This is a genomic window from Candidatus Erwinia haradaeae, from assembly GCF_900698995.1.
GTDB classification, from domain to species: domain Bacteria; phylum Pseudomonadota; class Gammaproteobacteria; order Enterobacterales; family Enterobacteriaceae; genus Erwinia_E; species Erwinia_E haradaeae_C.
Genome location: NZ_LR217735.1, coordinates 597,239 through 622,119, shown reverse-complemented (window position 1 = coordinate 622,119; position 24,881 = coordinate 597,239). Strand labels below are relative to the sequence as shown.

At 32.1% G+C, this 24,881-nt stretch carries 14 protein-coding genes and 3 pseudogenes; 4 read left to right on the top strand and 13 right to left on the bottom strand.

Going from position 1 to position 24,881, the window contains the following annotated elements:
* Positions 1 to 762: 762 nt before the first annotated feature.
* Positions 763 to 1,617, top strand: coding sequence for a 3-deoxy-8-phosphooctulonate synthase (kdsA, locus tag ERCISPPA3004_RS01975; RefSeq protein ID WP_157990444.1), 855 nt, complete (start codon positions 763 to 765; stop codon positions 1,615 to 1,617).
* Between the two features lie 250 nt (positions 1,618 to 1,867).
* Here the strand turns inward: kdsA and lysS are convergent, their stop codons facing one another.
* Positions 1,868 to 3,418, bottom strand: coding sequence for a lysine--tRNA ligase (gene lysS, locus ERCISPPA3004_RS01970; RefSeq protein ID WP_157990443.1), 1,551 nt, complete (start codon positions 3,416 to 3,418; stop codon positions 1,868 to 1,870).
* Positions 3,419 to 3,430: 12 nt separating this feature from the next.
* Entirely contained in the window at positions 3,431 to 4,528 is a 1,098-nt protein-coding gene (gene prfB, locus ERCISPPA3004_RS01965; protein ID WP_157990442.1) for a peptide chain release factor 2, read from the bottom strand.
* Positions 4,529 to 5,662: 1,134 nt separating this feature from the next.
* On the opposite strand from prfB, the gene tpiA reads away from it, so the two are divergent.
* A complete protein-coding gene (tpiA, locus tag ERCISPPA3004_RS01960; protein ID WP_157990441.1) occupies positions 5,663 to 6,433 on the top strand; it encodes a triose-phosphate isomerase in 771 nt (256 codons plus the stop codon).
* A gap of 479 nt (positions 6,434 to 6,912) precedes the next feature.
* Here the strand turns inward: tpiA and nth are convergent, their stop codons facing one another.
* The 3 genes from nth to efp form a co-directional block, all read right to left on the bottom strand.
* Entirely contained in the window at positions 6,913 to 7,548 is a 636-nt protein-coding gene (gene nth, locus ERCISPPA3004_RS01955) for an endonuclease III (protein WP_157990440.1), read from the bottom strand.
* A 47-nt stretch (positions 7,549 to 7,595) separates the two neighbouring features.
* The gene (locus ERCISPPA3004_RS01950; RefSeq protein ID WP_157990439.1) at positions 7,596 to 8,246 is read right to left on the bottom strand and encodes an electron transport complex subunit E; all 651 of its coding nucleotides are present in this window, start codon (positions 8,244 to 8,246) and stop codon (positions 7,596 to 7,598) included.
* Between the two features lie 1,163 nt (positions 8,247 to 9,409).
* Complete coding sequence (efp, locus tag ERCISPPA3004_RS01945; RefSeq protein WP_157990438.1) at positions 9,410 to 9,976, bottom strand: elongation factor P; 567 nt, start codon at positions 9,974 to 9,976, stop codon at positions 9,410 to 9,412.
* A 61-nt stretch (positions 9,977 to 10,037) separates the two neighbouring features.
* On the opposite strand from efp, the gene epmB reads away from it, so the two are divergent.
* A complete protein-coding gene (gene epmB / locus ERCISPPA3004_RS01940; RefSeq protein ID WP_157990437.1) occupies positions 10,038 to 11,075 on the top strand; it encodes an EF-P beta-lysylation protein EpmB in 1,038 nt (345 codons plus the stop codon).
* Between the two features lie 956 nt (positions 11,076 to 12,031).
* On the opposite strand, the gene secA is transcribed toward epmB, so the two are convergent.
* Positions 12,032 to 14,746: a preprotein translocase subunit SecA gene (gene secA, locus ERCISPPA3004_RS01935; RefSeq protein ID WP_157990436.1), complete on the bottom strand. Its 2,715-nt coding sequence runs from the start codon at positions 14,744 to 14,746 to the stop codon at positions 12,032 to 12,034.
* Positions 14,747 to 15,195: 449 nt separating this feature from the next.
* Here secA and ERCISPPA3004_RS01930 point away from each other — a divergent pair, with 449 nt between their 5' ends.
* A complete protein-coding gene (locus ERCISPPA3004_RS01930) occupies positions 15,196 to 15,570 on the top strand; it encodes a DciA family protein (RefSeq protein WP_157990435.1) in 375 nt (124 codons plus the stop codon).
* A 183-nt stretch (positions 15,571 to 15,753) separates the two neighbouring features.
* Here the strand turns inward: ERCISPPA3004_RS01930 and lpxC are convergent, their stop codons facing one another.
* The 7 genes and pseudogenes from lpxC to ftsW all read right to left on the bottom strand — a co-directional run.
* Complete coding sequence (gene lpxC, locus ERCISPPA3004_RS01925) at positions 15,754 to 16,650, bottom strand: UDP-3-O-acyl-N-acetylglucosamine deacetylase (RefSeq protein ID WP_157990434.1); 897 nt, start codon at positions 16,648 to 16,650, stop codon at positions 15,754 to 15,756.
* A 229-nt stretch (positions 16,651 to 16,879) separates the two neighbouring features.
* A pseudogene (ftsZ, locus tag ERCISPPA3004_RS01920) lies at positions 16,880 to 17,921 on the bottom strand (cell division protein FtsZ); the annotation flags it as partial.
* A 68-nt stretch (positions 17,922 to 17,989) separates the two neighbouring features.
* On the bottom strand, positions 17,990 to 19,246 hold the full coding sequence (gene ftsA, locus ERCISPPA3004_RS01915) for a cell division protein FtsA (RefSeq protein ID WP_157990432.1): 1,257 nt from the start codon (positions 19,244 to 19,246) through the stop codon (positions 17,990 to 17,992).
* 886 nt (positions 19,247 to 20,132) lie between these two features.
* A complete protein-coding gene (locus tag ERCISPPA3004_RS01910; RefSeq protein ID WP_157990431.1) occupies positions 20,133 to 21,053 on the bottom strand; it encodes a D-alanine--D-alanine ligase in 921 nt (306 codons plus the stop codon).
* Positions 21,054 to 21,089: 36 nt separating this feature from the next.
* Entirely contained in the window at positions 21,090 to 22,535 is a 1,446-nt protein-coding gene (gene murC / locus ERCISPPA3004_RS01905; RefSeq protein WP_157990430.1) for a UDP-N-acetylmuramate--L-alanine ligase, read from the bottom strand.
* An 81-nt stretch (positions 22,536 to 22,616) separates the two neighbouring features.
* Positions 22,617 to 23,674, bottom strand: a pseudogene (gene murG / locus ERCISPPA3004_RS01900) (undecaprenyldiphospho-muramoylpentapeptide beta-N-acetylglucosaminyltransferase).
* A 3-nt stretch (positions 23,675 to 23,677) separates the two neighbouring features.
* A pseudogene (gene ftsW / locus ERCISPPA3004_RS01895) lies at positions 23,678 to 24,799 on the bottom strand (cell division protein FtsW); the annotation flags it as partial.
* Positions 24,800 to 24,881 lie beyond the last annotated feature (82 nt).

The window sequence follows — 24,881 nt, the reverse complement described above, 5'->3', positions numbered from 1 at the left end:
ATAATGTAGACTACTTGGCAGTAATGATTGTTTTAAAAAAATATAAACTAATTTACGTTCGAATTCTTCAACGATCAGGTCTTATTTACAAATCTTGCCATTACATGCGAATCTTAAAAAATACTATACCGCAATGATCTAGCTTCAGGAAGCTTAAATCTTTTAAAATAAATGAATGATAGAATGTATAAAATAATGAATCAGTGCTCTCGGTGCTTTGCTGATAAAGGAATCTGACATCGATTTATCTAATATCAGATCATATTTGGTTAATAATAAATATTAACTTAATATTATAGTGATATTGATCATATTTTAAAAATATAGATGATCGCTTTTTTATAAATAAAAATATTTAAGTAGATTATAAATAAAGATAAGTATAGTGTTTCATGTATGAAGTAACAGTATTAATTGTGTTATTTTCTTAAATAAAAGCATCTAAAAATAATTATTATTACTGAATGAACAATACATTCAATTATTTAAAAACATCTAAACCTCATTATTTAGAATGTAATCTTATGTTAAATAGATAGCTCAATTAAAACTTATAATGATATTTGCATCAACAGATTATTATATAATAAACTGTAAGATTTTAAATTTATCAAAACAGGTAATTGTATAATATCTATACATGTTTTTATAAGTATGTATGTTATATGTAGTATATTATACTACAATTGCTTTAGTTTTTATATAATGGCATCAAATTAACATTATAACTCTCTTCCCCTCCTGAATATAATAGGTGGCACGATGAAACATAAAATAGTGAATATTGGAAATATTCAGGTGGCAAATAACTTACCAAGTGTATTGTTTGGCGGAATGAACATTCTAGAATCACGCGATTTAGCGATGTATGTTTGTGAACATTATCTTAGAGTAACAGAGAAACTTGGAATTCCATATATATTTAAAGCATCTTTTGATAAAGCTAATCGCTCTTCTATTTCTTCATATCGTGGTTTAGGTTTTGATGAAAGTATGACAATTTTTCAAGATATTAAGAATAGTTTTGGCGTTGAAATTATGACGGACGTACATGAAGCAAATCAAGTCAAGATAGTTTCCAGCATAGTAGATGTCCTTCAGTTACCTGCCTTTCTTGCGCGTCAAACTGACTTAATTAATGCAATGGCAAAAACTGGCTCAGTTATAAATATTAAAAAACCACAATTTCTTAGTCCAGATCAAGTAGGAAATATTGTTAACAAATTCTCTAAAATGGGGAATGAAAATGTTATTCTATGCGAACGTGGCGTAAGTTTTGGTTATGATAATCTTGTGGTTGATATGTTAGGTTTTAACATTATGAAACAAGTATCTAAAAATAATCCAGTTATATTTGATGTTACACATTCCTTGCAATATCGCTCTCCAATGAGTAAAACCTCTAGTGGAAGACGATCTAAAGTGTGTGAACTAGCTCGCGCTGGACTTGCAGTTGGCATTGCAGGTCTTTTTGTTGAAGCTCATCCATCTCCATCACAAGCAAAATGTGATGGGGATTCTGCTTTACCACTTGATCAGCTAGAGCCTTTTTTAGTACAAATAAAAGCCATTGATGATTTAGTTAAAAGTTTTGATGAGATAGATACTAGCCATTAAATAACGAACTACTATAATAAAATTTATCATTATTTATATGATATATATTTTAAATAATTTTTGGAAGCAGTGATTTTTTTGATATATTTTGATTAATTTTACAAAAAAGATCGTATTTATCTTTGATAAACGATGAAAATTTTTTAAATTAATCTTTAAAATCCTGAGTGTAAAATACAATAAAATCAATCAGTTTTGATAGATACCAGTTAATTTGTAAACTGTAATAGTTTAAGAAGTCAATCTTATATTAAAATGATTTTTTCAGATCTTTTTTTAATTTATTATGTGGGCGAAGCAATGGAAATAAGATAACATCCCGAATAGATTGGCTATTCGTAAAAATCATAACCATACGGTCAATGCCAAGCCCTAGTCCAGCACATGGAGGCAATCCATGCTCCAATGCAGTAATATAATCTTTATCATAGAACATCGCTTCATAATCACCTAACATATTTTTTGCATAAGCTTGCTTAAGCAGACGTTTTTCTTGATCCTCTGGGTCATTGAGTTCTGAAAAACCATTACCGATTTCACGACCACAAATAAAAAATTCAAAACGGTCAGTGACGTCTGGGTGAATATCATTACAGCGTGCTAATGGAGATACTTCCGCTGGGTATTCTGTGATAAAAGTTGGTTGAATTAAGAATTCTGCTACTGTTCTTTCAAAGATTTCTGTGACTACACGACCTAGGCCCCAATTTTTTTCAATGTGTATATTTAAAGAATTAGCAATTTGTAATGAGGTATTAAAATTGTTGAGCGCTAAAATACTAATTTGTGGATGATGCTTTGTGATTGCTTCTTTCATTGTAAGTTCTTCAAAGGCTTCCCCAAAGTTAAAAGAATATTGCCCATATGGTACAATAAGATTACCTAAAATATCTTTTGCTAACGCACAAAATAAAGTTTGGATTAATTTCATTAAATCTTTATAGTCACAATATGCTGCGTACATCTCCATCATAGTAAACTCTGGGTTATGTCGCGTAGATACACCTTCGTTACGAAAATTTCTATTAATTTCAAATATACGTTCAAACCCTCCTACCAACAGGCGCTTAAGATATAGTTCTGGCGCAATTCGTAAGTACATATCAATATTAAAAGCATTATGATGAGTGATAAATGGACGAGCAGATGCTCCTCCAGGAATAACTTGCATCATTGGAGTTTCTACTTCTAAAAAATTACGCTCTACCATAAATTTTCTTATACTAGCTATCAGTTGTGATCGAATTTGGAAGATCTTTCGTGAGTCTGGATTAGTAATAAGATCTAAATAACGTTGCCTGTAACAAGCTTCTTGATCAAGAAGTCCATGAAATTTATTTGGTAATGGACGCAAAGATTTGGTCAATAGACGCAGCTCACTACAGTAAATTGAAAGTTCACAAGTTTGTGTTTTAAATAATTTTCCCTGTGCACCAATAATATCTCCTAGATCCCATGTTTTAAAGTTTTCTTGAGTCGGATATTCTAATAAGATATTATGAGAAATATATAGTTGAATACGACCATCTGTATCTTGTAACGTTATAAAAGAAGCTTTTCCCATCACGCGTCGTGTTATAATACGACCAGCAACTGTTACAATTAAGTTTAGTAATTCTAATTCTTTTGCGTCTACTTTATCATACTGTCTATGAAGCTGATCAGAAATATGCTTTTGGCGAAAATTATTAGGAAATGCCTGACCTACTGTACGTATAGCAGCCAGTTTTGCACGTCGTTGTTGTATTTCTTTATTTTGATAAAGATCTTTTTCATTAGTTTGTGGCTCTCTTTGTGGCATGTATTCTCCTAATTATAAACCAGCTTTTAAACTAGCCTCAATAAAAAAATCAATATTACCGTCTAGAACCTCTTGAATATTTCGTGTTTCTAGATTAGTTCGCAAATCTTTAATGCGTGAATCATCTAAAACATAAGAACGAATTTGACTACCCCAAGTAATATTGGATTTGTTTTCTTCCATCGTTTTTTGATTTATTTTTTTCTGTTGCATGGTATATTCATATAGTTTCGCTCGTAGCTGCTGAAATGCTTGATCTTTGTTTTTGTGTTGAGAACGATCACTTTGACACTGCACAACAATATTAGTTGGTAGATGAGTAATGCGAACTGCTGATTCAGTTTTGTTAACATGCTGACCACCTGCGCCAGAAGCACGATACACATCTATACGTAAATCTGCAGAGTTAATTATTAAATCAATTTTTTCGTCAACTTCTGGATAAATAAATACAGAACTAAATGATGTATGACGTCGCCCTCCAGAGTCAAAAGGACTTTTTCGAACAAGTCGATGAATACCAGTTTCAGTCCGACACCATCCATATGCGTAATTTCCGCTAATCTTAAGTGTCGCAGATTTAGTACCAGCGATATCACCATAAGATTCTTCTATAATTTTAGTTTTAAAACCTTTTAGCTCCGCCCAACGTAAATACATGCGAAGTAGCATTCTAGCCCAATCTTGAGCCTCAGTGCCTCCAGATCCAGCTTGAATATCCATATAGCAGTCAGAATTGATATGTTCTCCTTGAAACATTTTTTGGAATTCCAGCTCATTAATTTTTTTTTCTAGAGTTTGAAGTTTAGTTAAAATTTCTTCATATATTGCTTCATCGAAAATTTCTTTTGCTAAACCGTATAAGCTAGAAACTTCTTCTAATTCTTTTTGCATATGATGCAAGGATTTAATAATTTCTTCTAATATAGAGCGTTCTTTACCGAGTGCTTGAGCGCGATTAGGTGTGCTCCAAAGATTGGATTTTTCTAACTCTTCGTGTATCTCTTGAAGACGTTCTACTTTTACGCTATAACATGAGATATTTTTTAATACAGCGTAACGCTGAACAAGGTTCTGTATACGATTATTAACTAAATTGAGATCAAGCATAATATTAAAATCTTATTAGATAAGTAAATATTTTTAAAAAATGATACTATCTTTGAATAAAGATATGCATAATTTTCAATATATAAACATTATTAGTATACATATTAAATATGTACATATTAGTATTGTACTGATGTTAATTAAAATTACCAATATGATTGGTATATCTACTTATGATATAAAATTGAAAAAAATTCCATTTAGAAAGTATGCTGCTATTGAATGTTTCTTTAAATACATTATACCTATACTTTAAATACATTATATCTATAGTGAACTTATATACATTCTCATTATATAATATCATGAATAATAACTACGATAAATTCTGACGTGATAAAAAAACTTTATCATTCTAGCAGTCAATCACTGCTAGAATGACGCACCTTAATAGCATTTTTATTCTAGATATTATAATTGTTATGATTATTTTGATAAAGATATTTTTATATTACAAAATAACTAGATTTAATATTTAGGTTGTTATCTAAGAAATATCATCATAACTTAACAATGAGGCGCTTTTAGTAGATCCTATTTCTGACAATTTATTTTATTATTAGTTAAAGTCTATTTTATGTGAAAGATTTTTATAATGTATTTTTAATACACCAACTATATCATGATCTGTACATTACAGGACATAAATATAGATGCGTGCTTTATATTTTATAAATACACTAAAAATAATAAGTTGTCTACAATGTAGATTGTTATATATCACCTCTATCTTTAATAGTTCTTTAATAGTTAGCTATCTACAAAATCAATATGATTTTTAATAAAATTCAAATCTAAATAAGTTATTATAGAGTGCCTTTTTATACTCTTGTATAAAATAGAAAGTTATAACGTTCAGGTGTTTTATATTAACAGAGATTTTTAATAGTGTGCATGATACTATCAAAGCTCTTTGTAACCAAATGAAATCTTCTTTTAATAGAAGCATTTTATTAATATTGTATACTAGTATTTATTATACGTCGCATATATAGTCATAGTCAGTCATTAATCAAAATTTATATTAAAATAGAGGGTTATCTCTATCAAAAATTAAGTAATCCAAAGTATTTTTTCTAAATATCTTAGTAAGTTTATTCATGGGTATAAATTTTGTCATGGAGAATAAATAATATGCGTCATCCACTTGTTATTGGCAATTGGAAACTCAATGGAAGCAAAAAATTTATAGATACATTTATTGCTGGTTTATGTCATAATCTTTATGGAATAGAAGGTTGTAAAGTGGTGATTGCGCCCCCAATGGTATATCTTGATCAGGCTAAGAAAGCGATGTATAATAGTACATTATTGCTCGGAGCTCAAAATGTTGACATGCATCATTTAGGTGCTTTCACTGGTGAAATCTCTGTTAGTATGTTAAAAGATATTGGCGTAAAATATGTTATTATTGGTCATTCTGAGCGTCGATCTCTGCATTTAGAAGATGATCAAGTTGTTGCAAAGAAATTTTTTGCATTAAAAAATACAGATCTTATTCCAGTACTATGTATTGGTGAAACAGCTGCTGAAAAAATGGCAGGTAAAACTAAAACAATATGTGCCCGTCAGATTGATGTTATTCTTCAACTACATGGCGCAAACGTATTTCAAAATACAGTTATTGCATATGAACCAATTTGGGCTATCGGAACAGGATGCGCCGCCACTTCCGAACAAATTCAAACTATACATAAATTTATCCGTGATCATATTGCACAGAAAGATTCTAAGGTAGCTGATCAGTTAATTATACAATATGGCGGGTCTGTAACAAAAAATAATGCAGCTGAAATATTTTCTCAGCCTGATATTGACGGAGTTTTAGTGGGTTCTTCCTCTTTAAGACTCGATTCTTTTATAGAAATTATCAAACTAATTTCTACAAGAAAACATAAAATTTAGAATCCATTCTTGAATTCAAAAAGGATAAAATGATATTATATATATTTTTTATTTGATCTTTTGTAATATTCTAATTTTTTGATTAATTTATAATCTTGAGATTATTCATTATGCTTGATTACTGAGTATAAAAAATATATTATGATATTTATTTGATTAGTTTTAAAATCTATTAAATTGAAATGAGTAGCCTGCAAACTCTTACTTTTTTAATTTTAATCTCTTATTTGAGCATCTTTGCAACCATAGCTAAATAGCGCTCACCTATATTATATCAAGAATTTGATGAATATAACTCTTATAGAAGATCATATATAGTTATATCTATTCTTAATAACTTCAATGATTTTTATAGATAGTGATCGCTGAGAATAACGAATAGATAATGTTTAATATATTTACTATTTTAAGAGATACATGAGATGATATATTATCAATATGATTAATTAGATCGATAAATTTAATCTTTTATGTAGAACTCAAAGATCAACTTTTTTCTCAAATTCACATAAATCTTTTATTTTACATAAAAAACATTTAGGTCTACGTGCTAAGCATGTATAACGACCGTGTAAGATAAACCAATAATGACAATGCACTTGAAGTTTTTTAGGTACAAATTTCAATAGATTATTTTCTACTACCTTAACATTTTGACCTACTGCAAAATTAGTTCGGTTACATACGCGAAAAACATGCCTATCAACAGCAATCGTTGGAAAACCGAAAGCAGTATTTAGAACCAAATTAGCAGTTTTTCGACCAACGCCAGGTAAAGACTCTAGAGCCTCTCTGTTATTAGGAACATTGCCATTATAATCTTCCAGTAAGATACGAGAGAGATTTATAATATTATTAGCCTTTGTCTTCCATAAACCAATAGTTCGTATGTACTCTGTTATTTTATCTATACCAAGTTCGAACATCGATGAAGCAGTATTTGCAACCGGATATAACTTCTCAGTAATTTTATTAACACTAATATCAGTAGTTTGCGCAGAAAGTACAGTAGCAATTAACAGCTCAAAATGAGAAGTATAATTTAATTCTATTATAGGTTTTGGTATATTTTCCTGTAGTCGCATTAGAATTTTTTTACGTTTTGTATTATTCAATTTATACCTCTTATACTGTCACACAAAAATAACAAAATGTTGCTATGTTAAATGTTTTTGTGATGTTTTAATTGTTTCTCAATGAAATATTTTAAGGCTAAACTTAATCCTAGACCAATAAAGGCACCGGGTGGTAAAATTGCTAATAATAGCGGCCAATCAAAATGTATGATTTCTATTTTTATTGATTTAGCCCATAAACCTAATAAATGATCCACATCATTAAAAATAGTTCCATTCCCAATAATTTCTCGCATTGATCCTAAGAATAGCATTACGCTAGTAGCACCTAAACCAATTACTATCCCATCTAAGGCTGATAAAAAGACATTATTTTTTGATGCTATCATTTCTGCGCGACCAACTACTATACAGTTAGTAACAATAAGTGGAATAAAAATACCTAATGATTGATATAAATCATAAGCGTAAGCATTTATTAGCATTTCTATACAGCTCACAACTGCTGCAATAATTATTACATAAATTGGAATGCGAATTTCATAAGGAATCCAATGTCGCGATATGGAAATAGTGCTATTAGTAAGAAATAATACTATTGTGGTTGCTATACCAAGACCAAGGGCATTGGTAGCGTTAGAAGTAACAGCCAGTAGTGGACAGAGTCCTAATAGCTGCACTAGTGCTGAATTATTCTTCCATAGTCCGTCTTTTATAATGTTATTTGCTTTATTCATAAATCACTCCAACAAAGATGTATATAGAAGATGTTCGAATGATTTTTTGTGTAAATCAAAATAAGATACTATCATCTATAGTGATATCATTATTATTTTCTTATTTTGCGGTAAATCTTCTCTAATTCCTTGCAATAAGGTATTAGTAAATATTCTGCAAAAGAAAATTCTTATACTACATATTGTCAAGCCTTTACAGAACAACATTGATAATGAAAAAGAATAAATTTAATTATTTAGCAAAAACTGCCTAAAAATATAATGCATCAAGTTAGACTTATATACCTAATAAAATATTTAATGATACTATTAATTTTTATAATTAAACATTAGATCACAAATTGGGCATATCTTAAGGATATACATTACTTGTTTTATTACAGAATTCCTTAGAGATAAAAATTTTTTTGTGTATTTATGTAAACTTGATGATTTAACAAAAATTGCACAGCGTTTAGGCAAATTAAAGTCAGCACTCTAAAAATCAATAATTTCTTGTATGATGATAAGTAGATAGAAATAAATCATAATGATTTTTTCTCTTTTATTAGCTTCATTTTAAAATAAAACATGTATCTCTAATATATGTAATACTTGATTTTTATCAATAAGATATATAGTGAGATCTATAGAGGGTATTATATTAAATACTGCAATAAATTAAACTCAGAACCTCTAGAGGCATTTTATCATTAAAAATGATTAAAGGTGATTTTATTAATTTAAGCTCACAACGTCTTACAACCATAACAATTGACTTAATCAAGTTTGGTCTGATGTCGCTTTGTGATAGACAGTTTTTATTGTGAAGCAAATGTAAAATAAAATATTAAATATATACTTAAAGTGGAAATTTTAGCTACATAAGAGAGTTTTGAAGTAGCATAAAATATATATACATGCTTTAAATCAGGTAACTCATAAAGATATTTATATTTTGATTTTTTAGTTTTAAATTGTAATATATAGATCAATTTTAAAAGCATGATCATAGAACTTTTAAAGTTTCAGTTAAAATAAATAGAACAATATACAATTAGTTGTTTTTATCTGCTAGTAAAAATAGATTGATCTTTATTATATAAACCTAAATATATTCTACAAAGTTTAAAAAAAATTTTATGTTCATATTAAATATATTATATAGTATTATGATATAAATTTTATTTTATTCGTGAAACATATTCACCTGATCGAGTATCTATTTTAATAATTTCACCAATTTTGATAAATAGTGGTACTTTTACTATAGTGCCGGTAGAAAGAAGAGCCGATTTAGTACTTGTACTGGTAGTATCACCTTTTAAACCTGGGTTTGTGTCAATAATCTCCAGTTCTACGAAATTTGGTGGAAAAACTTGTATAGGTTTATTATTCCATAGAGTTATAATACATTCAGCATTACGAAATAACCATTTAGCGGTATTACCTACAATAGTCACGTTAATTTCATGCTGTTCAAAGGTTTTTGGATGAATAAAATAAAAAAATACACTATCATTATATAAATAATGCAAGCTTTTCTCCTGTATATCTGCTCTACAGAGTGTCTCCGTAGCTTTAAATGTTTTTTCTAGTCGCCCTCCTGTTAATAACCGGCGCATTTTAATTCGTGCAAAGGCTTGCCCTTTTCCTGGTTTAACAAACTCACTGGATTCAATAGAACATGGTTCACCGTCAAATAGAACTTTTAAGCCAGGACGAAAATTGTTAACAGAATAAGTTGGCATAACTGGTCCTCTATAATTAATAATTAGCATGAAGCTAAATAATTTTAATATATCTAAAAATATGAAACCATCCTTACATAATCAGACTCTTATTCAAGAAGATTGGATATCGCAACTCACCAATGTCATCACTGATTTTAATGAGTTATTAGAATTATTGGGATTATCTCATCATTCTGATCTCGTGGCACAAAAAACTGTAAAAGACTCTTTCTCTTTACGCGTTCCACGTTCTTTTGTCGAAAGAATGCGAAAAGGAGATCCTAAAGATCCTTTGTTTTTACAAGTGGCTACCTCACAAAGCGAGTTGATTAGCACACTTGGTTATAATACTGATCCGTTAAGTGAGAGAAGTTATATGTTCTCTGGCATATTGCATAAATATCATAATCGTGCATTATTTTTAGTAAAAGGTCACTGTGCGATACATTGTCGTTATTGTTTTCGGCGTTATTTTCCTTACAAAGAGCATAAAGGAAATAAGGTTAATTGGCAAAAATCTGTGCAGTATATCCAAAAACAAAATGATATAGATGAGATTATTTTATCTGGAGGTGATCCGTTGATAGCAACAGATGATGAGCTAAGCTGGCTTTTTACGCAACTTGAAAAAATTCCACATCTGAAGCGTATAAGAATACATACTCGTCTTATAGTCATTATCCCGCAGCGCATTACTGCAGCATTTTGCCGGCGTATAGAGAAGTCACGATTAAAAGTGTTAATAGTGACCCATATCAATCACGAACAGGAAATTAATGATCAGCTGTCCAATGGCATCTTGATGTTAACACGTTCAGGTGTAACTTGCCTTAATCAAAGCGTTCTTTTGCGTAATGTTAACGATAATGCAGTAACACTTGCAGCTTTGAGTAATGCGCTGTTTGATGCTGGCATTCTCCCATATTATTTGCATCTTTTAGATAAAGTACAGGGTTCAGCGCATTTTTATGTTAGTGATAATCGTGCGCGTATAATTTTTCGTGATTTTATCACGAGGGTTTCAGGCTATATGGTTCCAAAATTAGTACGAGAAATTCCTGGAAAATTAAGCAAAACACCAATAGATTTACATATGCGTCAAGATAAAAAAATATAATCAAAATTTAGAAAAAGGATTTATAATCTGTTATGTGTCAATTTTTGATATTTTAAAAATTGTATAACTTATGTATTATCAATTGAATTAATAATAAATAGCATACATTGCTCGTGACTAAATTAGATTGTAAAAACTTAAGAAGGACTGATATGTAATAGATAAAAAATCTTTTACTTAAATATCTATCGAATGTTTTATATAAAAATTTAATAATACTATAAGTATTGACGAAAATGAAGACTATAGTTTTAATAAATGTATTGATAAATACGACTAAAGATAATTATAAAGGCAATTAATATTATCTAACATTTATATATAAGATGTTATTTTATATTTTTATCATCAAAAATAATAAAAATTATATATCTTAGTATATACATTTAAAAGTTTATTGATGTATTAGTTTTTATCGTAGATATTTAACGATCTAGAGAATAAAAATAAATACGTAATAAAAATTATCAGTTTTTGAGAAATAAAAGATTTATATATAAACGTTAGTTCATTTTATCAAAAAACTATGTAATTTTAATTATTTAGTTTTAATCAATACAATTATGCAGCATATATACAATCTATTTTAGATATAAACATAAGGAATCAGGAAGAATATGTCTTTAGCATCAATCACTATGTGATGTAAGATCATTTATTAAAATCTAATTATCAGATTAGAATCATATGTAATTTTATTACCAAATAATCTATCATATAATAGTTTTTCATATCTAAAAACTACTAAAGAATGCACTATCTTTTGATCAAAAATATACAAATTATAAAATATAAACTAACTAATAAGTTATTAAAATACTTCAAGAATAGCTAAAGATTAACTAAATTTAGATTGTTACTCAAGTCAGCCATAAAATACAAATCAACTAATACATAGAAAAATCTTTATAAAATAACAATATATTACATGATTCACTAAATCACCTAAGAACCTTTTATACTATACGACCGCAGCAATTCTTATATTTTTTTTCTGAACCACATGAGCAAGAATGGTTACGTCCGATAAGGTATCGAGTCTGCTTTAAAGCGGGAGATTGTTCTACTGCAGTATCAACATGCACCTGATGAATAAATTGTTGATCTGGTTTAATTTGTAATGTCTTTTGACTATAAAACTCAGTTTTTTTATTTCCATATTGTTGTAAGATATATAGTTGATCAACTTTATTAAGAGTTTTAACAGCTTCATATTTGAGCAATTCTAGCATTTGAGAAAACATCATGAAAGATTCTCGTTTATATTCTTGTTTTGGATCTTTTTGAGCATAACCGCGTAGATGAATACCTTGTCGTAAGCGGTCCATGGCAGAAAGATGTTCTGTCCATAATGTATCTATAGTTTGCAACATTATGTTTTTTTCTAAGTTACAGATCATCTTAGAATTCACTAGATCTCTTTTTCTCTGATATTGAGATTTTGCTGTATCTATTATACGCTGATGAAGTGCATCATCCTCTATATCTGGCATTTCAGTTAACCACTGAGTAATAGGAATGATGAGCTCAAAATTTTTTTTAAAATATATCTGTAGACCAGAAATATCCCAAGTGTCTTCAATAGACTTCTGTGGAATATGACGATTAATAATCATTCTGTAAACATCTTCTTGCATATTAGAAATAATATCTGAGATTTCAGATGCATCTAGTAATTTATTACGTTGAGCATAAATTGCGTGCCTCTGGTCATTAGCCACATCATCATATTCTAGTAATTGTTTTCGTATATCAAAGTTACGACTTTCCACTTTACGTTGTGCATTAGCAATAGCTTGTGTGACCCATGGATGCTGGATCGCTTCATCTGGTTTCATGCCTAACTTTCGCATCAAATGGATCATACGATCTGATGTAAAAATACGCATCAGTGTATCTTCCATAGACAGATAAAAACGAGAGGAACCAGGATCACCTTGGCGCCCTGAACGACCTCTAAGTTGATTATCGATTCTACGGGATTCATGACGTTCTGTACCAATAATGTGCAAACCTCCTGATTTTAACACTAGATTATGGCTCTTTTTCCATTCTTTTTTAATCTGTTGAATTTGCTTATAATCTTTTTTTAAAGGAGTATTAAGTTCAGTATACCATTTTCCGCCAAGTGAAATATCTGTTCCACGTCCAGCCATATTAGTGGCGATTGTTACAGAGCCTGCTTGGCCTGCTTGTGATATAATAGCCGCCTCATGAGCATGAAACTTTGCATTTAATACAGTATGCTGAATCCCAGCACTAGTTAATGCATGAGAAAGCATTTCAGATTTTTCAATAGAAATAGTTCCTACTAGGACTGGCTGACCATTGGATTTTCGTTTATGGATATCGTTAATAATCGCTTTAATTTTTTCTTTCTCGGTCATATAGACAAGATCAGGTAAATCTTGACGGATCATGGGGCGATTAGTTGGTATAACAATAGTATCTAAATTATAAATAGAGTGAAACTCAAAAGCTTCAGTGTCAGCTGTTCCAGTCATTCCGGATAATTTCTCATATAGCCGAAAATAGTTTTGAAAAGTGATGGATGCTAATGTTTGGTTTTCATTCTGAATAACTACGCCCTCTTTAGCCTCAATAGCTTGATGTAAACCATCTGACCATCGACGTCCTTTCATAGTTCGTCCAGTATGCTCATCTACAATAAGTACTTCATTGTTTTTTACAATATAATCAACATTACAAATAAATAAAGCATGAGCACGTAAAGCAGCAAGAACATGATGCATGATGATTATATTACTTTGTGAATAAAGAGAATCACCATGTGCTAGTATTCCTGCAGTAACAAGTAATTTTTCTACAATTACCAATCCACGCTCAGTCAGATGTACCTGACGAGATTTTTCATCTACTGAGAAATGACCTGATCCCTGAAACTTTTCAGAGTCTTCTTTTTCCTGACGAATAAGATGTGGGATTATTTTATTAATTTTAATATATAAGTCAGAGTTGTCTTCAGTGGGGCCAGAAATAATCAGAGGAGTGCGTGCTTCATCAATAAGAATAGAATCCACTTCATCAACAAGAGCGTAATGCAACTTACGTTGCACGCGATCTTCTACATTAAAAACCATGTTATCACGTAAATAATCGAATCCATACTCATGATTAGTTCCATAAGTGATATCAGCCGCATAAGCTTCATGCTTAAATGAATGAGGCATACCCGGTAGATTGATGCCTACACTAAGACCAAGAAATTCAAATGTTAACTTATTATGTTCTGCATCCCTCTTTGCTAAATAATCATTTACTGTAACTATATGTACTCCATATCCAGATAGAGCGTTTAAGTAAGCAGGTAGTGTGGCCGTCAATGTTTTTCCTTCACCGGTTCTCATCTCTGCAATACATCGATTATTTAGCACTATTCCACCAAGCAATTGGACATCAAAATGCCTAAGACCACAAACACGTTTACTTGCCTCACGCACAGTAGCAAAAGATTCCGGTAGAAGACTATTTAACGCCTCACCACCCTTAATTCTTTCACGGAATTCAATTGTTTTTTTCCTAAGCTGTCTATCAGTTAACTTAATAAAATCCGGCTCCATTTGATTAATGCGATCTACGATTTTATACATACGTCGTAAGGTACGATCATTACTACTACCAAAAAATTTAGTTAAGAGTTTGTTAAACATAATAAATAAGCTCTCAAAGTGTCTTTTCAAGACAATACGTTCTTCATATTTTATTTTAACAATCAGTATACGTATTTAAGGAGATATAGTTTTAGAATTGGTCAAAAAAAATACTAGAACAGTGAACTAATTACAGGTGTATTACTATATATAAAATATATATTTTAGCTTATCACAGTCATATGTAATGTACTTGATTCACACCAAAAATTCTGAGCCATAATTTTACGACGCTTCTAAAGAATAAAATTAAAATAATGCTAAAATATATAAAATATTATCAAAATATAGCTTATTACATTCTAAATATATTATATAATACTTCTATATCTCAGTACGATAAATATCATATAATAAACTGTATATTAATTAATAGCTTGATATTTAAGAGTGCTACACATATAACTCTGTGAGGCATAGCTCAAACATATTATTTTTGGAGTTTATTAATGCGTGATCACCAGCCGCAGTTAGCTCAGAGTTTTTTAGAGAAAGCTCAAAAAAAAAGCATACTACAATATATTTATCAGCGAATTACAATCTTAAATGAAGTTCGTCTTTTATCTTATAAAGTGATACCTGAATCATTACATCCTTGGTATAATATAGCTAATATACATCAAAACACTTTAATACTTAATGCAGCAAATGCTAATTATTTAATGTGCTTACATTATGAGAAAAGTAATTTGCTCAAAACACTACAAGAAAAATTGTTACCATCATTAAAATTCATTCATATCAGAATTGACCCTACAATAACAACCCAAGCTGCAAAAATTACACAAGATCATCATGATCGATTTTATATAGATTCGGAATAAAAAAACCATTAAGATCCTTGAATAAGTAGAAAAGAAATATTTCTCTAAATATTTCAAATAAATACCAGAAAAAAACCTAAAAGTACCTTAGAAAGGTTAATTTTTTATTGATATAATTGATATAAAAGATGTATTCATGAATAATAACTAGTACTTTTCGATTATGTAAAAAAATAGGTTTATTTATATAAATGTAATTGGTAGCAAATCTGCATGTTCAAAAGTTGCTAATTCCCATGCTTCTTTCTTGGATAACATCTTTTGTAACAGTTTATTATTTAATGAATGCCCTGATTTATAAGCAGTAAAAGCACCTAATATGCTATGGCCACACATATATAGATCACCAATGGCATCAAGTATTTTATGACGTACGAATTCATCTTTAAAGCGTAAACCCTCTGTATTCAACACGCGATATTTATCGACTACTATAGCGCAATCAAAGCTTCCCCCAAGACATAGACCTCGGCATTGTAGATTTTCTATATCATGTATAAACCCAAAAGTACGTGCTCGACTAATTTGGGATGTAAAAGTTTCAGTAGAAAAATCCATATAATAACGCTGAGTGCTTTCATCAATCGCTGGATGATTAAAATCAATTGTAAAATCTAATGAAAAACCATGATATGGAGAAAATTCTGCCCATTTCTCACCTTCTTGAACTCGTACTGCTTGTTTAATACGTACAAATGTTTTGGCACTATTTAATTCTACAATACCGGCATCCATCAGTAAATAGATAAATGGCGCTGCGCTGCCATCCATAATTGGAATTTCAGGCGCATTTACCTCTACAATGATATTATCTACACCTAATCCCGCAAGAGCGGCGTTAATATGTTCCACTGTTGAAATTCTGACTTTATGCTCATTCACTAGGCACGTGCATAGCATAGTATCGCGTACTGATTGCGCTTGAGCTGGAATGTCCACAGGAGGGCTTAAGTCGGTGCGACGATAAATCACTCCAGTGTTAGCCAGCGCACAACGCAGGGTCAAGGTAATTCTTTTCCCAGTATGTAGACCAACCCCAGTTGTCTGCACAGTACGCTTTAATGTCCTTTGTTTAATCATTTTGTGATCCCACACGTGAGGGCTCTTACCTTAAATACACACTAAATAAAAAAAGATACTAATATATTTTATTTACAAAAGACTCGATCTAATATCTAATGATGATCATCCTTTTGAGTCTTTCTTTTTCTTAGAAATGCCGGGATATCTAGATAGTTAGAGGATTGAGTTAATTTTGCCTCTCGTTCGTGTGCGGTTTTTACAATAGGTTCTGATTCTAGCGTCATGGCAGGTAGTCCGTGCTGTTGATAGAGATTATCTCTCATAGAATGATGCATAGATTGTTTATTAGTAACTGATGTTATATCCTGGCATTTGCTTGCACCAATACCGGTGGCTACGACTGTCACACGTAATGTATCGCGCATTTCAGGATCTAAAGAAGTGCCGATAACTACTGTGGCACTATCAGAAGCAAATGCGCGAATAGTGTTACCAATAGTTTCAAATTCATCTAAACGCAGATCAAAACCAGCGGTAATATTCACCAAGACACCACGTGCACCAGAAAGATCAATATCCTCGAGTAATGGACTGGAGACCGCCATTTCAGATGCTTCTTCAGCGCGATCTTCGCCGCATGCAATACCAGATCCCATCATTGCATAGCCCATTTCAGACATTACAGTACGAACATCAGCAAAATCAACATTAATAAGCCCCGGTCTAGTAATTAATTCGGCAATGCCTTGTACTGACCCCTTTAAAACATCATTAGCTGCGCCAAATGCGTCGAGCAAGGAAACACCGCGACCTAATACTTTTAATAATTTGTCGTTAGGAATGGTAATTAATGAATCAACATACTTAGATAATTCTGAAATACCTTGCTCCGCAAATGACATTCGTTTTTTTCCTTCAAAATTAAACGGTTTTGTGACTACAGAAACAGTTAGAATACCAAATTCTTTAGCCACTTCAGCAACTACTGGCGCAGCGCCAGTACCTGTTCCACCACCCATGCCTGCGGCAATAAAAACCATATCCGTATCTGTCAATATCTGACGTAATACTTCACGATCTTCTTCTGCGGCATGTCTTCCTATCTCCGGATTGGCACCAGCTCCAAGACCCTTAGTAATGGCATTACCTATTTGGATAGTTTGGCTAATAGTTGTTTTCCGTAATGCTTGCGCATCTGTGTTTACTGCAAAAAACTCCACCCCTGCAATACTTTCCCGGATCATATGTTCAACAGCGTTCCCGCCACCTCCGCCCACACCAATGACTTTAATTATAGCGTCATTGGTTAATTCTAAGGGTTCAAACATAATATCGCTCCATTACATGCTATTTTTTTAAGGTTACTAAAAAGATAAAAATAATCCTTATGGAAAAACTAAAACTCTTTTTTTAACCATCGATTGATTTTTGCTAGCCAGGCGCTGACTGAAGATCTTTGCTTTATAGATTTTTGATTATTCATTCGATATTCTTTTCCGTAATGTAATAAACCAACTACTGTCGAATAAGATGGTCCTTGTATAGTTTTTATTGAATCAGAAATGTAAATAGGATGTCCAATACGCACTTGTGCATGAAATACATGCTGCGCGCATGCCATTAAACCGTTAATTTGTGAAGCTCCACCAGTGAGGACAATACCTGCTGCAAGATGATACTTCGCATTGCTTTGAGGTAAACTATTTTGAAATTGTAAAATTTCATCATTGACTAAATTAAGTAATTCTGTATAACGTAGCTCAACAATTTCCGTAAGTGTTTTAATTTGAAGATTTTGTGGTAAGCGTCCTCCTGCACTTGGCATTTCAACAGTTTCATCTTCAATAGTAAGAGATCCTACTGTGCACCCTTTGCTTAATTTAATATCTTCTGCATCAGCGGGAGGAGTTCCGAAAGCATAAGCAATATCGCTAGTGACAATATACCCTGCATATGGGATCACTTTACTGTAACGTAAGGCGCCATTAGTATATATAGCTATATCCATAGTGCCACCGCCAATATCTACTATACAAACTCCTAATTCTTTCTCGTCTTCAGTTAATACTGCTAAGCTAGATGCTAAACCAGCAAAAATTAACTGGTCTACCTTTAATCCACAACGGGCTACCACTTTAGCAATATTCTTTGCCATATCATTATGGCATGTAATGAGGTGTACCTTAGCTTTCATGCGTACACCAGACAGGCCAATTGGATTTTTAATTCCCTCTTGATAATCAATAGCATATTCTTGTGGAATAACATGAAGGATACGGTGCTCATCACGCACGCGCACAGATTGAGCGGTATGGACAACAGTGTCTACGTCTTCTTGTGTCACCTCTTCCTCAGAAATAGGAACAATTCCTATCTCATTTTGACAGCTGATGTGTTGTCCTGATAAAGATAGATAAACAGATTCAATTTGACAGTCTGCCATTAATTCAGCTTGACTGATTGCTGTTTTGACACACTGCGTTACTAACTCAAGGTTATTGACACCGCCTTTATCCATGCCACGAGATACAGATTCCCCAATTCCAATAATATTTATCATGCCATCAGGTAGAACTTCTCCTACTATGGTTACAATTTTTGTAGTACCTATCTCTAAACCTACTAACAGTTTTTTATCTATTAATTTTATCATTGCTCTTTAACCTATGCATCACTATATAATAAAAACTACTGAGTGACTTAATCACGAGAACCATGAGGCAATTCACTTCTGGGGAGAATCATAGAACTAGAGATTACATGTATGAAATATTTATGTTCCATGCTGCTCTGTGCTACCTGAAATAGATATATTTAAAGACGACACCTCAATATTCTTATAGTTTTGATGATGTTATTATGTAGAGTGTCTATTCCTAATCAATAATTATCTTATAATGTAGAAAATAACATTTCGTTTCTAAACTATTATGCTATTTATTAAAGATTTTTTGATGCTACAAGAGTGATTTGATTAAAAATTTATACAAAAATTTCTCTGCTCTGTGCGTTGTTTAAAATGATAAAGATAGCTTAATAAATACTGTTAATTATTTATTATTCAGTGTACCGAACAAAATGTTTCTGTGGTGAATCAATCTACAATTGTAATAAATTTGAACTCATGTGTATTACTCTTTAATTAAGGTATAAAATATAATGAATCGATTTATTTTATATATCAAGAATCTATTTAACCTAAAAAATACCACTTTCTTTCGAAAATTTTGCATTTATCTCATATAACATGATAGGTGTTATATTACACAGATTTATTATTAGAAAAACTTTATGTTTTTATATTTATTTTTTATGTTATAGAAATAATAAATATGTGATATTTTTAATATCAATTAAGCGTTAGTTTTTTATTGATATTAAGGGTTTGCTATACAACTTCTGTATGTACTATTCATTTTATCCTAATTAATGATACATAGTATCACTAGGCTTTATAAAGTGTTTAAAAATGACTTAATTAAGTATGAATGCATATTAATCTATTTCACAGATTAATCTTGAAATTTTCATCTATCATTCTAATTTACTAAATCCATAATGCGTCTTACGAGTTCTGAAAAATTTATCCCCGCTTTTTTAGCTGCTATGGGTACTAAACTGTGATTACTCATTCCTGGAGAAGTATTTACCTCTAGCAAATAAAAACGACCAGCAGCATCTGTCATCACATCAATACGACCACAACCTGTACAGCCAAGTGCATTCCATGCTGCAAGACTCAAGGATTTTAAATCTTCTTCTTTTTCTATACTTAGACCTGATGGACAGAAATATTTAGTATCATTCGCAATATATTTTGAATGATAACTATAAAACTCTTTAGAGCATTGAATACGAATTGATGGTAGAACTGTTGTACCAATCACGCCAATAGTATACTCATCACCACTTAAAAACGTCTCTATTAATATTTCTTGATCATAATGAAAAGCCTTTATTAACGCCGGCTCCAAATCTAACATATAGTTGACACGTGAAACACCTAGACTAGATCCTGCGCGATTAGGTTTGACAAACAAAGGCAGTCCCAAATAACTAAGATTTTTTTTTACTTGGTGAGATAAATTTCTATTCATTTGTGACTGATGTAATGAAATAAAAGGACATGTGGAAAGACCATAACCTTTCCATAAATATTTACTCTGTATTTTATCTATACTTAAAGATGAAGCTAATACCCCGCTTCCGGTATAAGGAATGCTAAGGTATTCTAATATGGCTTGAATTGTGCCGTCTTCACCACCTCGTCCATGCAATGCAATAAAAGCTTTAATAAACCCCTCTTGTTTTAATTGACAAATTGGAAAATCGCTTGTATCTATAGGATGAGCATCAAATCCGATGTCTCGTAGGCCATTTAAAACCGCCTTCCCTGATAACAGAGAGATCTCTCGCTCCGAAGAGCAACCTCCCATTAAGACTGCTACTTTTCCAACCATCATAATCTCCTTTCTAAATTAATCACAAACTCATATCTATAATAACGCTCTAGAAATCTCATAGGCAATAGTCTCTATATTTCCAGCACCTTGTACTAAAATTAGATCATTGCCTGTTAATCGCGGAAGAAGATTTTCCAATACTCTATTATGATAAGATATTAAAATTGGATTTAATTTTTTACGATCACGGATAGCGCAGCATAATGAATGACTATCTGCTCCATTAATTGGAGATTCACCGGCAGAATACACTTCTAGCATTATCAACTCATCCACCTGAGATAAAACATTAGCAAAATCAAAATATAAATCACGAGTACGGGTATAACGATGTGGCTGAAAAATCATAATCAACTTTCTCTTTGGCCACATAGACCGTATAGTCTTAATAGTAACATTTATTTCTGTTGGGTGATGACCATAATCATCAATGAGTATAACTGTACCTGTACAGCCATTTACTTGATCTAATGGATACTCACCAAGTATATCAAAACGACGACTAACCCCTTGAAAATTCTTCAATGCATAGATAATATCTGCATCGGAAATTCCCTCTTCAGTGGCTACAGCTACCGCAGCAGCTGCGTTAAGTGAATGATGTAATCCAGGAGTATTTAAGGTAATGTCTATCAATGGTTTGTTCTGACGTACCAAAGTAAAGTGACTTTTTCCTCTATCATATTGATAGTTTAGCACTTTGACATCAGCATCTTTTCTATAACCGTAGGTTATAATGTTACGTTTTATATGTGGTATAATACTACGGATAGCTTTATCATCAATGCATAAAATAGCCTTACCATAAAATGGGAGATTATGTAAAAATTTGATAAAAGTCTGCTTAAGTTTGCAAAAATTACCCTGGTAAGTATCTAGATGATCAGCTTCAATATTTGTGATTACAGCTAAGATTGGTTGTAAACAAAGCAATGATGCATCACTCTCATCTGCTTCAGCGACTAAATAGCAACTTTTCCCAAGACGAGCGTTAGCGCCAATTGTCTTTACTACCCCCCCGTTAATTAATGTAGGATCTAAGCCTCCTGCTTCATATATGCATGCAATCATCGCAGTAGTGGTCGTTTTTCCATGCGTACCTGAAATAATAATTCCATATCTAAATCGCATTAATTCTGATAGCATTTCTGCACGTCGAATGACTGGAATATTTGCCTTGTATGCCGCTACTACTTCTGGGTTATCTTCTGATATAGCGCTTGATATCACTACTAGATTAGAATTTTTTATATTTTCTGCGCAATGATGAAAAAAAATTATTACTCCAAGCGTCTTTAGGTATTGTGTGATTGCGTTAGGTATTAATTCCGAGCCACTAATTGTATAGCCATCTTGTGCTAAAATTGTAGCAATTCCGCCCATCCCAGAACCACCAATACCAACAAAATGAACATGCCGAAAGTAACGCATTTTAAATGTGATATCATGCAATATACCCACTGGTTTAGCGTTTGTCATTTGTACCTACCAGTCGTCTTTCGTGTTTTAGATTTTTAGATAAACATATTTATATAAACGTATATATATTCTTTATGGATATTAACGTACTGCATTTTTTATTGCAGAGAACACGCGCGTAGTTGCATCTAATATAGCTATAGAACGAGATTTTTCAGCCATTATTAAAAGCTTTTCACGATCCAATTCTGCTAAGGTCTGTGACACTATATCAGCAGTAAATTCCTTCTGTTCATAAATAATCGCGCCACCAATTCTTGCTAATTGTAATGCATTCCAGTATTGCTGACGATCCTTATGCTGAAAAGGCACAAAGATCGCTGGAAGACCCACAGCAGAAATTTCGCTAACAGTCATAGCACCAGATCGACAAATGACTACATCCGCCCAAGAATAGGCAGCTGCTATATCATCAATAAATTCTGACACTATATAAGGTAAATAGTTAAATTTAGCGTACTCTTTGTTCACTTTATTTAAAGACCCTTTTCCTACTTGATGCCATAGCTTAATCTTTTCACCCATCTCCGCTGCTACTTGAGGCATAGTCTGATTTAGTATACTTGCACCTTGACTGCCTCCCAGAACTAGTACGCGGATTGAACCTTTTCGCCCTAAAAAACGTAGGGATGGTTCAGGTAGCGCTAAAAGATCTTCACGTATTGGATTTCCCACAACTTCTGCAGCAGCAAGCGCTCCAGGAAACGCTTGTATGACTTTACTGGTAATCTAGATAACCATTTATTAGTTAATCCGGCAACACCATTTTGCTCATGAAGTATTAGAGGCACACCACAACTCCAGGCTGCTAAAGCACCCGGGCCTGATACATAACCTCCCATACCCAACACCACATCTGGCTTCCATGCTTGAATAATTTTTCGAGCTTGATACCAAGCATATAAAATTCTCACTGGCGAGGATAGCAAGCTTAGAATTGTTTGATTTCGTAGTCCTCTAATCCGGATAAACTTAATATCAATACCATGCTTAGGCACTAAATGTGACTCCATTCTTTCAGAGGTACCCAACCAAAGAATTTTCCATTCTAATTTTATGAGATAATTAGCAACAGCTAAACCTGGAAAAATATGCCCACCAGTACCACCAGCTAGCACCATTAGTTTTTTGTTAGTCATTCATTATCCTCGTTTAAATGCCTGAGTTTTTGTTAAACGTATTTCGTAATCGATTCGTAATAAAAACACAATAGCTGTTGACATAATCAGCAGACTTGACCCGCCATAACTAATCAATGGTAGCGTTAAACCCTTAGTTGGTAACATACCAGCTGTAGCTCCAACATTCACTAGCGTTTGAAAACTAAACCAAATGCCAATCGCACATGCAAGAAAACCAGAAAAACATTGATTAACCTTTAATGCGTCGCGACCAATAATCATTGCACGAAACGAAACAAAAAATAGCATAACTAATCCAGAAAAAACACCAATATAACCTAATTCTTCGCCAATAATTGAAAATATAAAATCTGTATGAGCTTCAGGGAGATATTCCAGTTTCTGTATTGAGTTACCCAACCCCTGCCCTAATAATTCACCTCGGCCAAATGCCATTAAAGATTGAGTAAGCTGATAACCACTTCCAAACGGATCACCCCATGGGTTCCAGACAGAAATGATTCGTCGTATGCGGTATGGCTCCATCAAAATTAAGATACTAATAGCAGTAATACCAGAACTAATAATCGCTAAAAATTGCCATACTTTCGCACCTCCTAAAAATAATATAGAAAGTGTAGTAATAAAGAGGACTACTACAGTTCCTAAATCTGGTTGCGCTAATAATAAGACTGCCAGTATTAACATAACGCCCATAGGTTTAAAAAAGCCCCAAAAATGATTCCGGACTTCATGAGCTTTTCGTGCTAGATAGTTAGATAAATAACAAAATAATGATAATTTAGATAATTCTGCAGGTTGCATACTAACAGGTCCTAGTGAAATCCAGCGAATGGCTCCATTAACTGAATTACCTGTCAATAGAACTAAAATTAACAGTACTATTGCCGTGAGCAACATAATACTACTACATCTTTGCCAGAAACTCATAGGGATACATAACGTAATCCTAGAAAACCCAAGAGATAATAATAAATACAATGCATCACGCTTAGCAAAAAGTAGTGGATCTTCTACTAAGCGCTGACTGATTGACATTGAGGCTGATGTCACCATTATTAAACCTATAACTGTTAAACCAAGTGTTAACCATAGTAAGGTGCGGTCATATAGTAATAGTATATTCATTTTATAATTCCTAAGGCTTTTTATTCAAGTTGTGCATAAAAAAATTATAAAATGAACTAATCTAATATACGCTACA

What these genes read in the sequence shown, in the direction of transcription:
- kdsA (WP_157990444.1), top strand. Translation starts at nt 763, where the DNA reads ATGAAACATAAAATAGTGAATATTGGAAATATTCAGGTGGCAAATAAC.
- lysS (WP_157990443.1), bottom strand. Translation starts at nt 3,418, where the DNA reads ATGCCACAAAGAGAGCCACAAACTAATGAAAAAGATCTTTATCAAAAT.
- prfB (WP_157990442.1), bottom strand. Translation starts at nt 4,528, where the DNA reads ATGCTTGATCTCAATTTAGTTAATAATCGTATACAGAACCTTGTTCAG.
- tpiA (WP_157990441.1), top strand. Translation starts at nt 5,663, where the DNA reads ATGCGTCATCCACTTGTTATTGGCAATTGGAAACTCAATGGAAGCAAA.
- ERCISPPA3004_RS01950 (WP_157990439.1), bottom strand. Translation starts at nt 8,246, where the DNA reads ATGAATAAAGCAAATAACATTATAAAAGACGGACTATGGAAGAATAAT.
- efp (WP_157990438.1), bottom strand. Translation starts at nt 9,976, where the DNA reads ATGCCAACTTATTCTGTTAACAATTTTCGTCCTGGCTTAAAAGTTCTA.
- epmB (WP_157990437.1), top strand. Translation starts at nt 10,038, where the DNA reads ATGAAACCATCCTTACATAATCAGACTCTTATTCAAGAAGATTGGATA.
- secA (WP_157990436.1), bottom strand. Translation starts at nt 14,746, where the DNA reads ATGTTTAACAAACTCTTAACTAAATTTTTTGGTAGTAGTAATGATCGT.
- ERCISPPA3004_RS01930 (WP_157990435.1), top strand. Translation starts at nt 15,196, where the DNA reads ATGCGTGATCACCAGCCGCAGTTAGCTCAGAGTTTTTTAGAGAAAGCT.
- lpxC (WP_157990434.1), bottom strand. Translation starts at nt 16,650, where the DNA reads ATGATTAAACAAAGGACATTAAAGCGTACTGTGCAGACAACTGGGGTT.
- ftsA (WP_157990432.1), bottom strand. Translation starts at nt 19,246, where the DNA reads ATGATAAAATTAATAGATAAAAAACTGTTAGTAGGTTTAGAGATAGGT.
- ERCISPPA3004_RS01910 (WP_157990431.1), bottom strand. Translation starts at nt 21,053, where the DNA reads ATGGTTGGAAAAGTAGCAGTCTTAATGGGAGGTTGCTCTTCGGAGCGA.
- murC (WP_157990430.1), bottom strand. Translation starts at nt 22,535, where the DNA reads ATGACAAACGCTAAACCAGTGGGTATATTGCATGATATCACATTTAAA.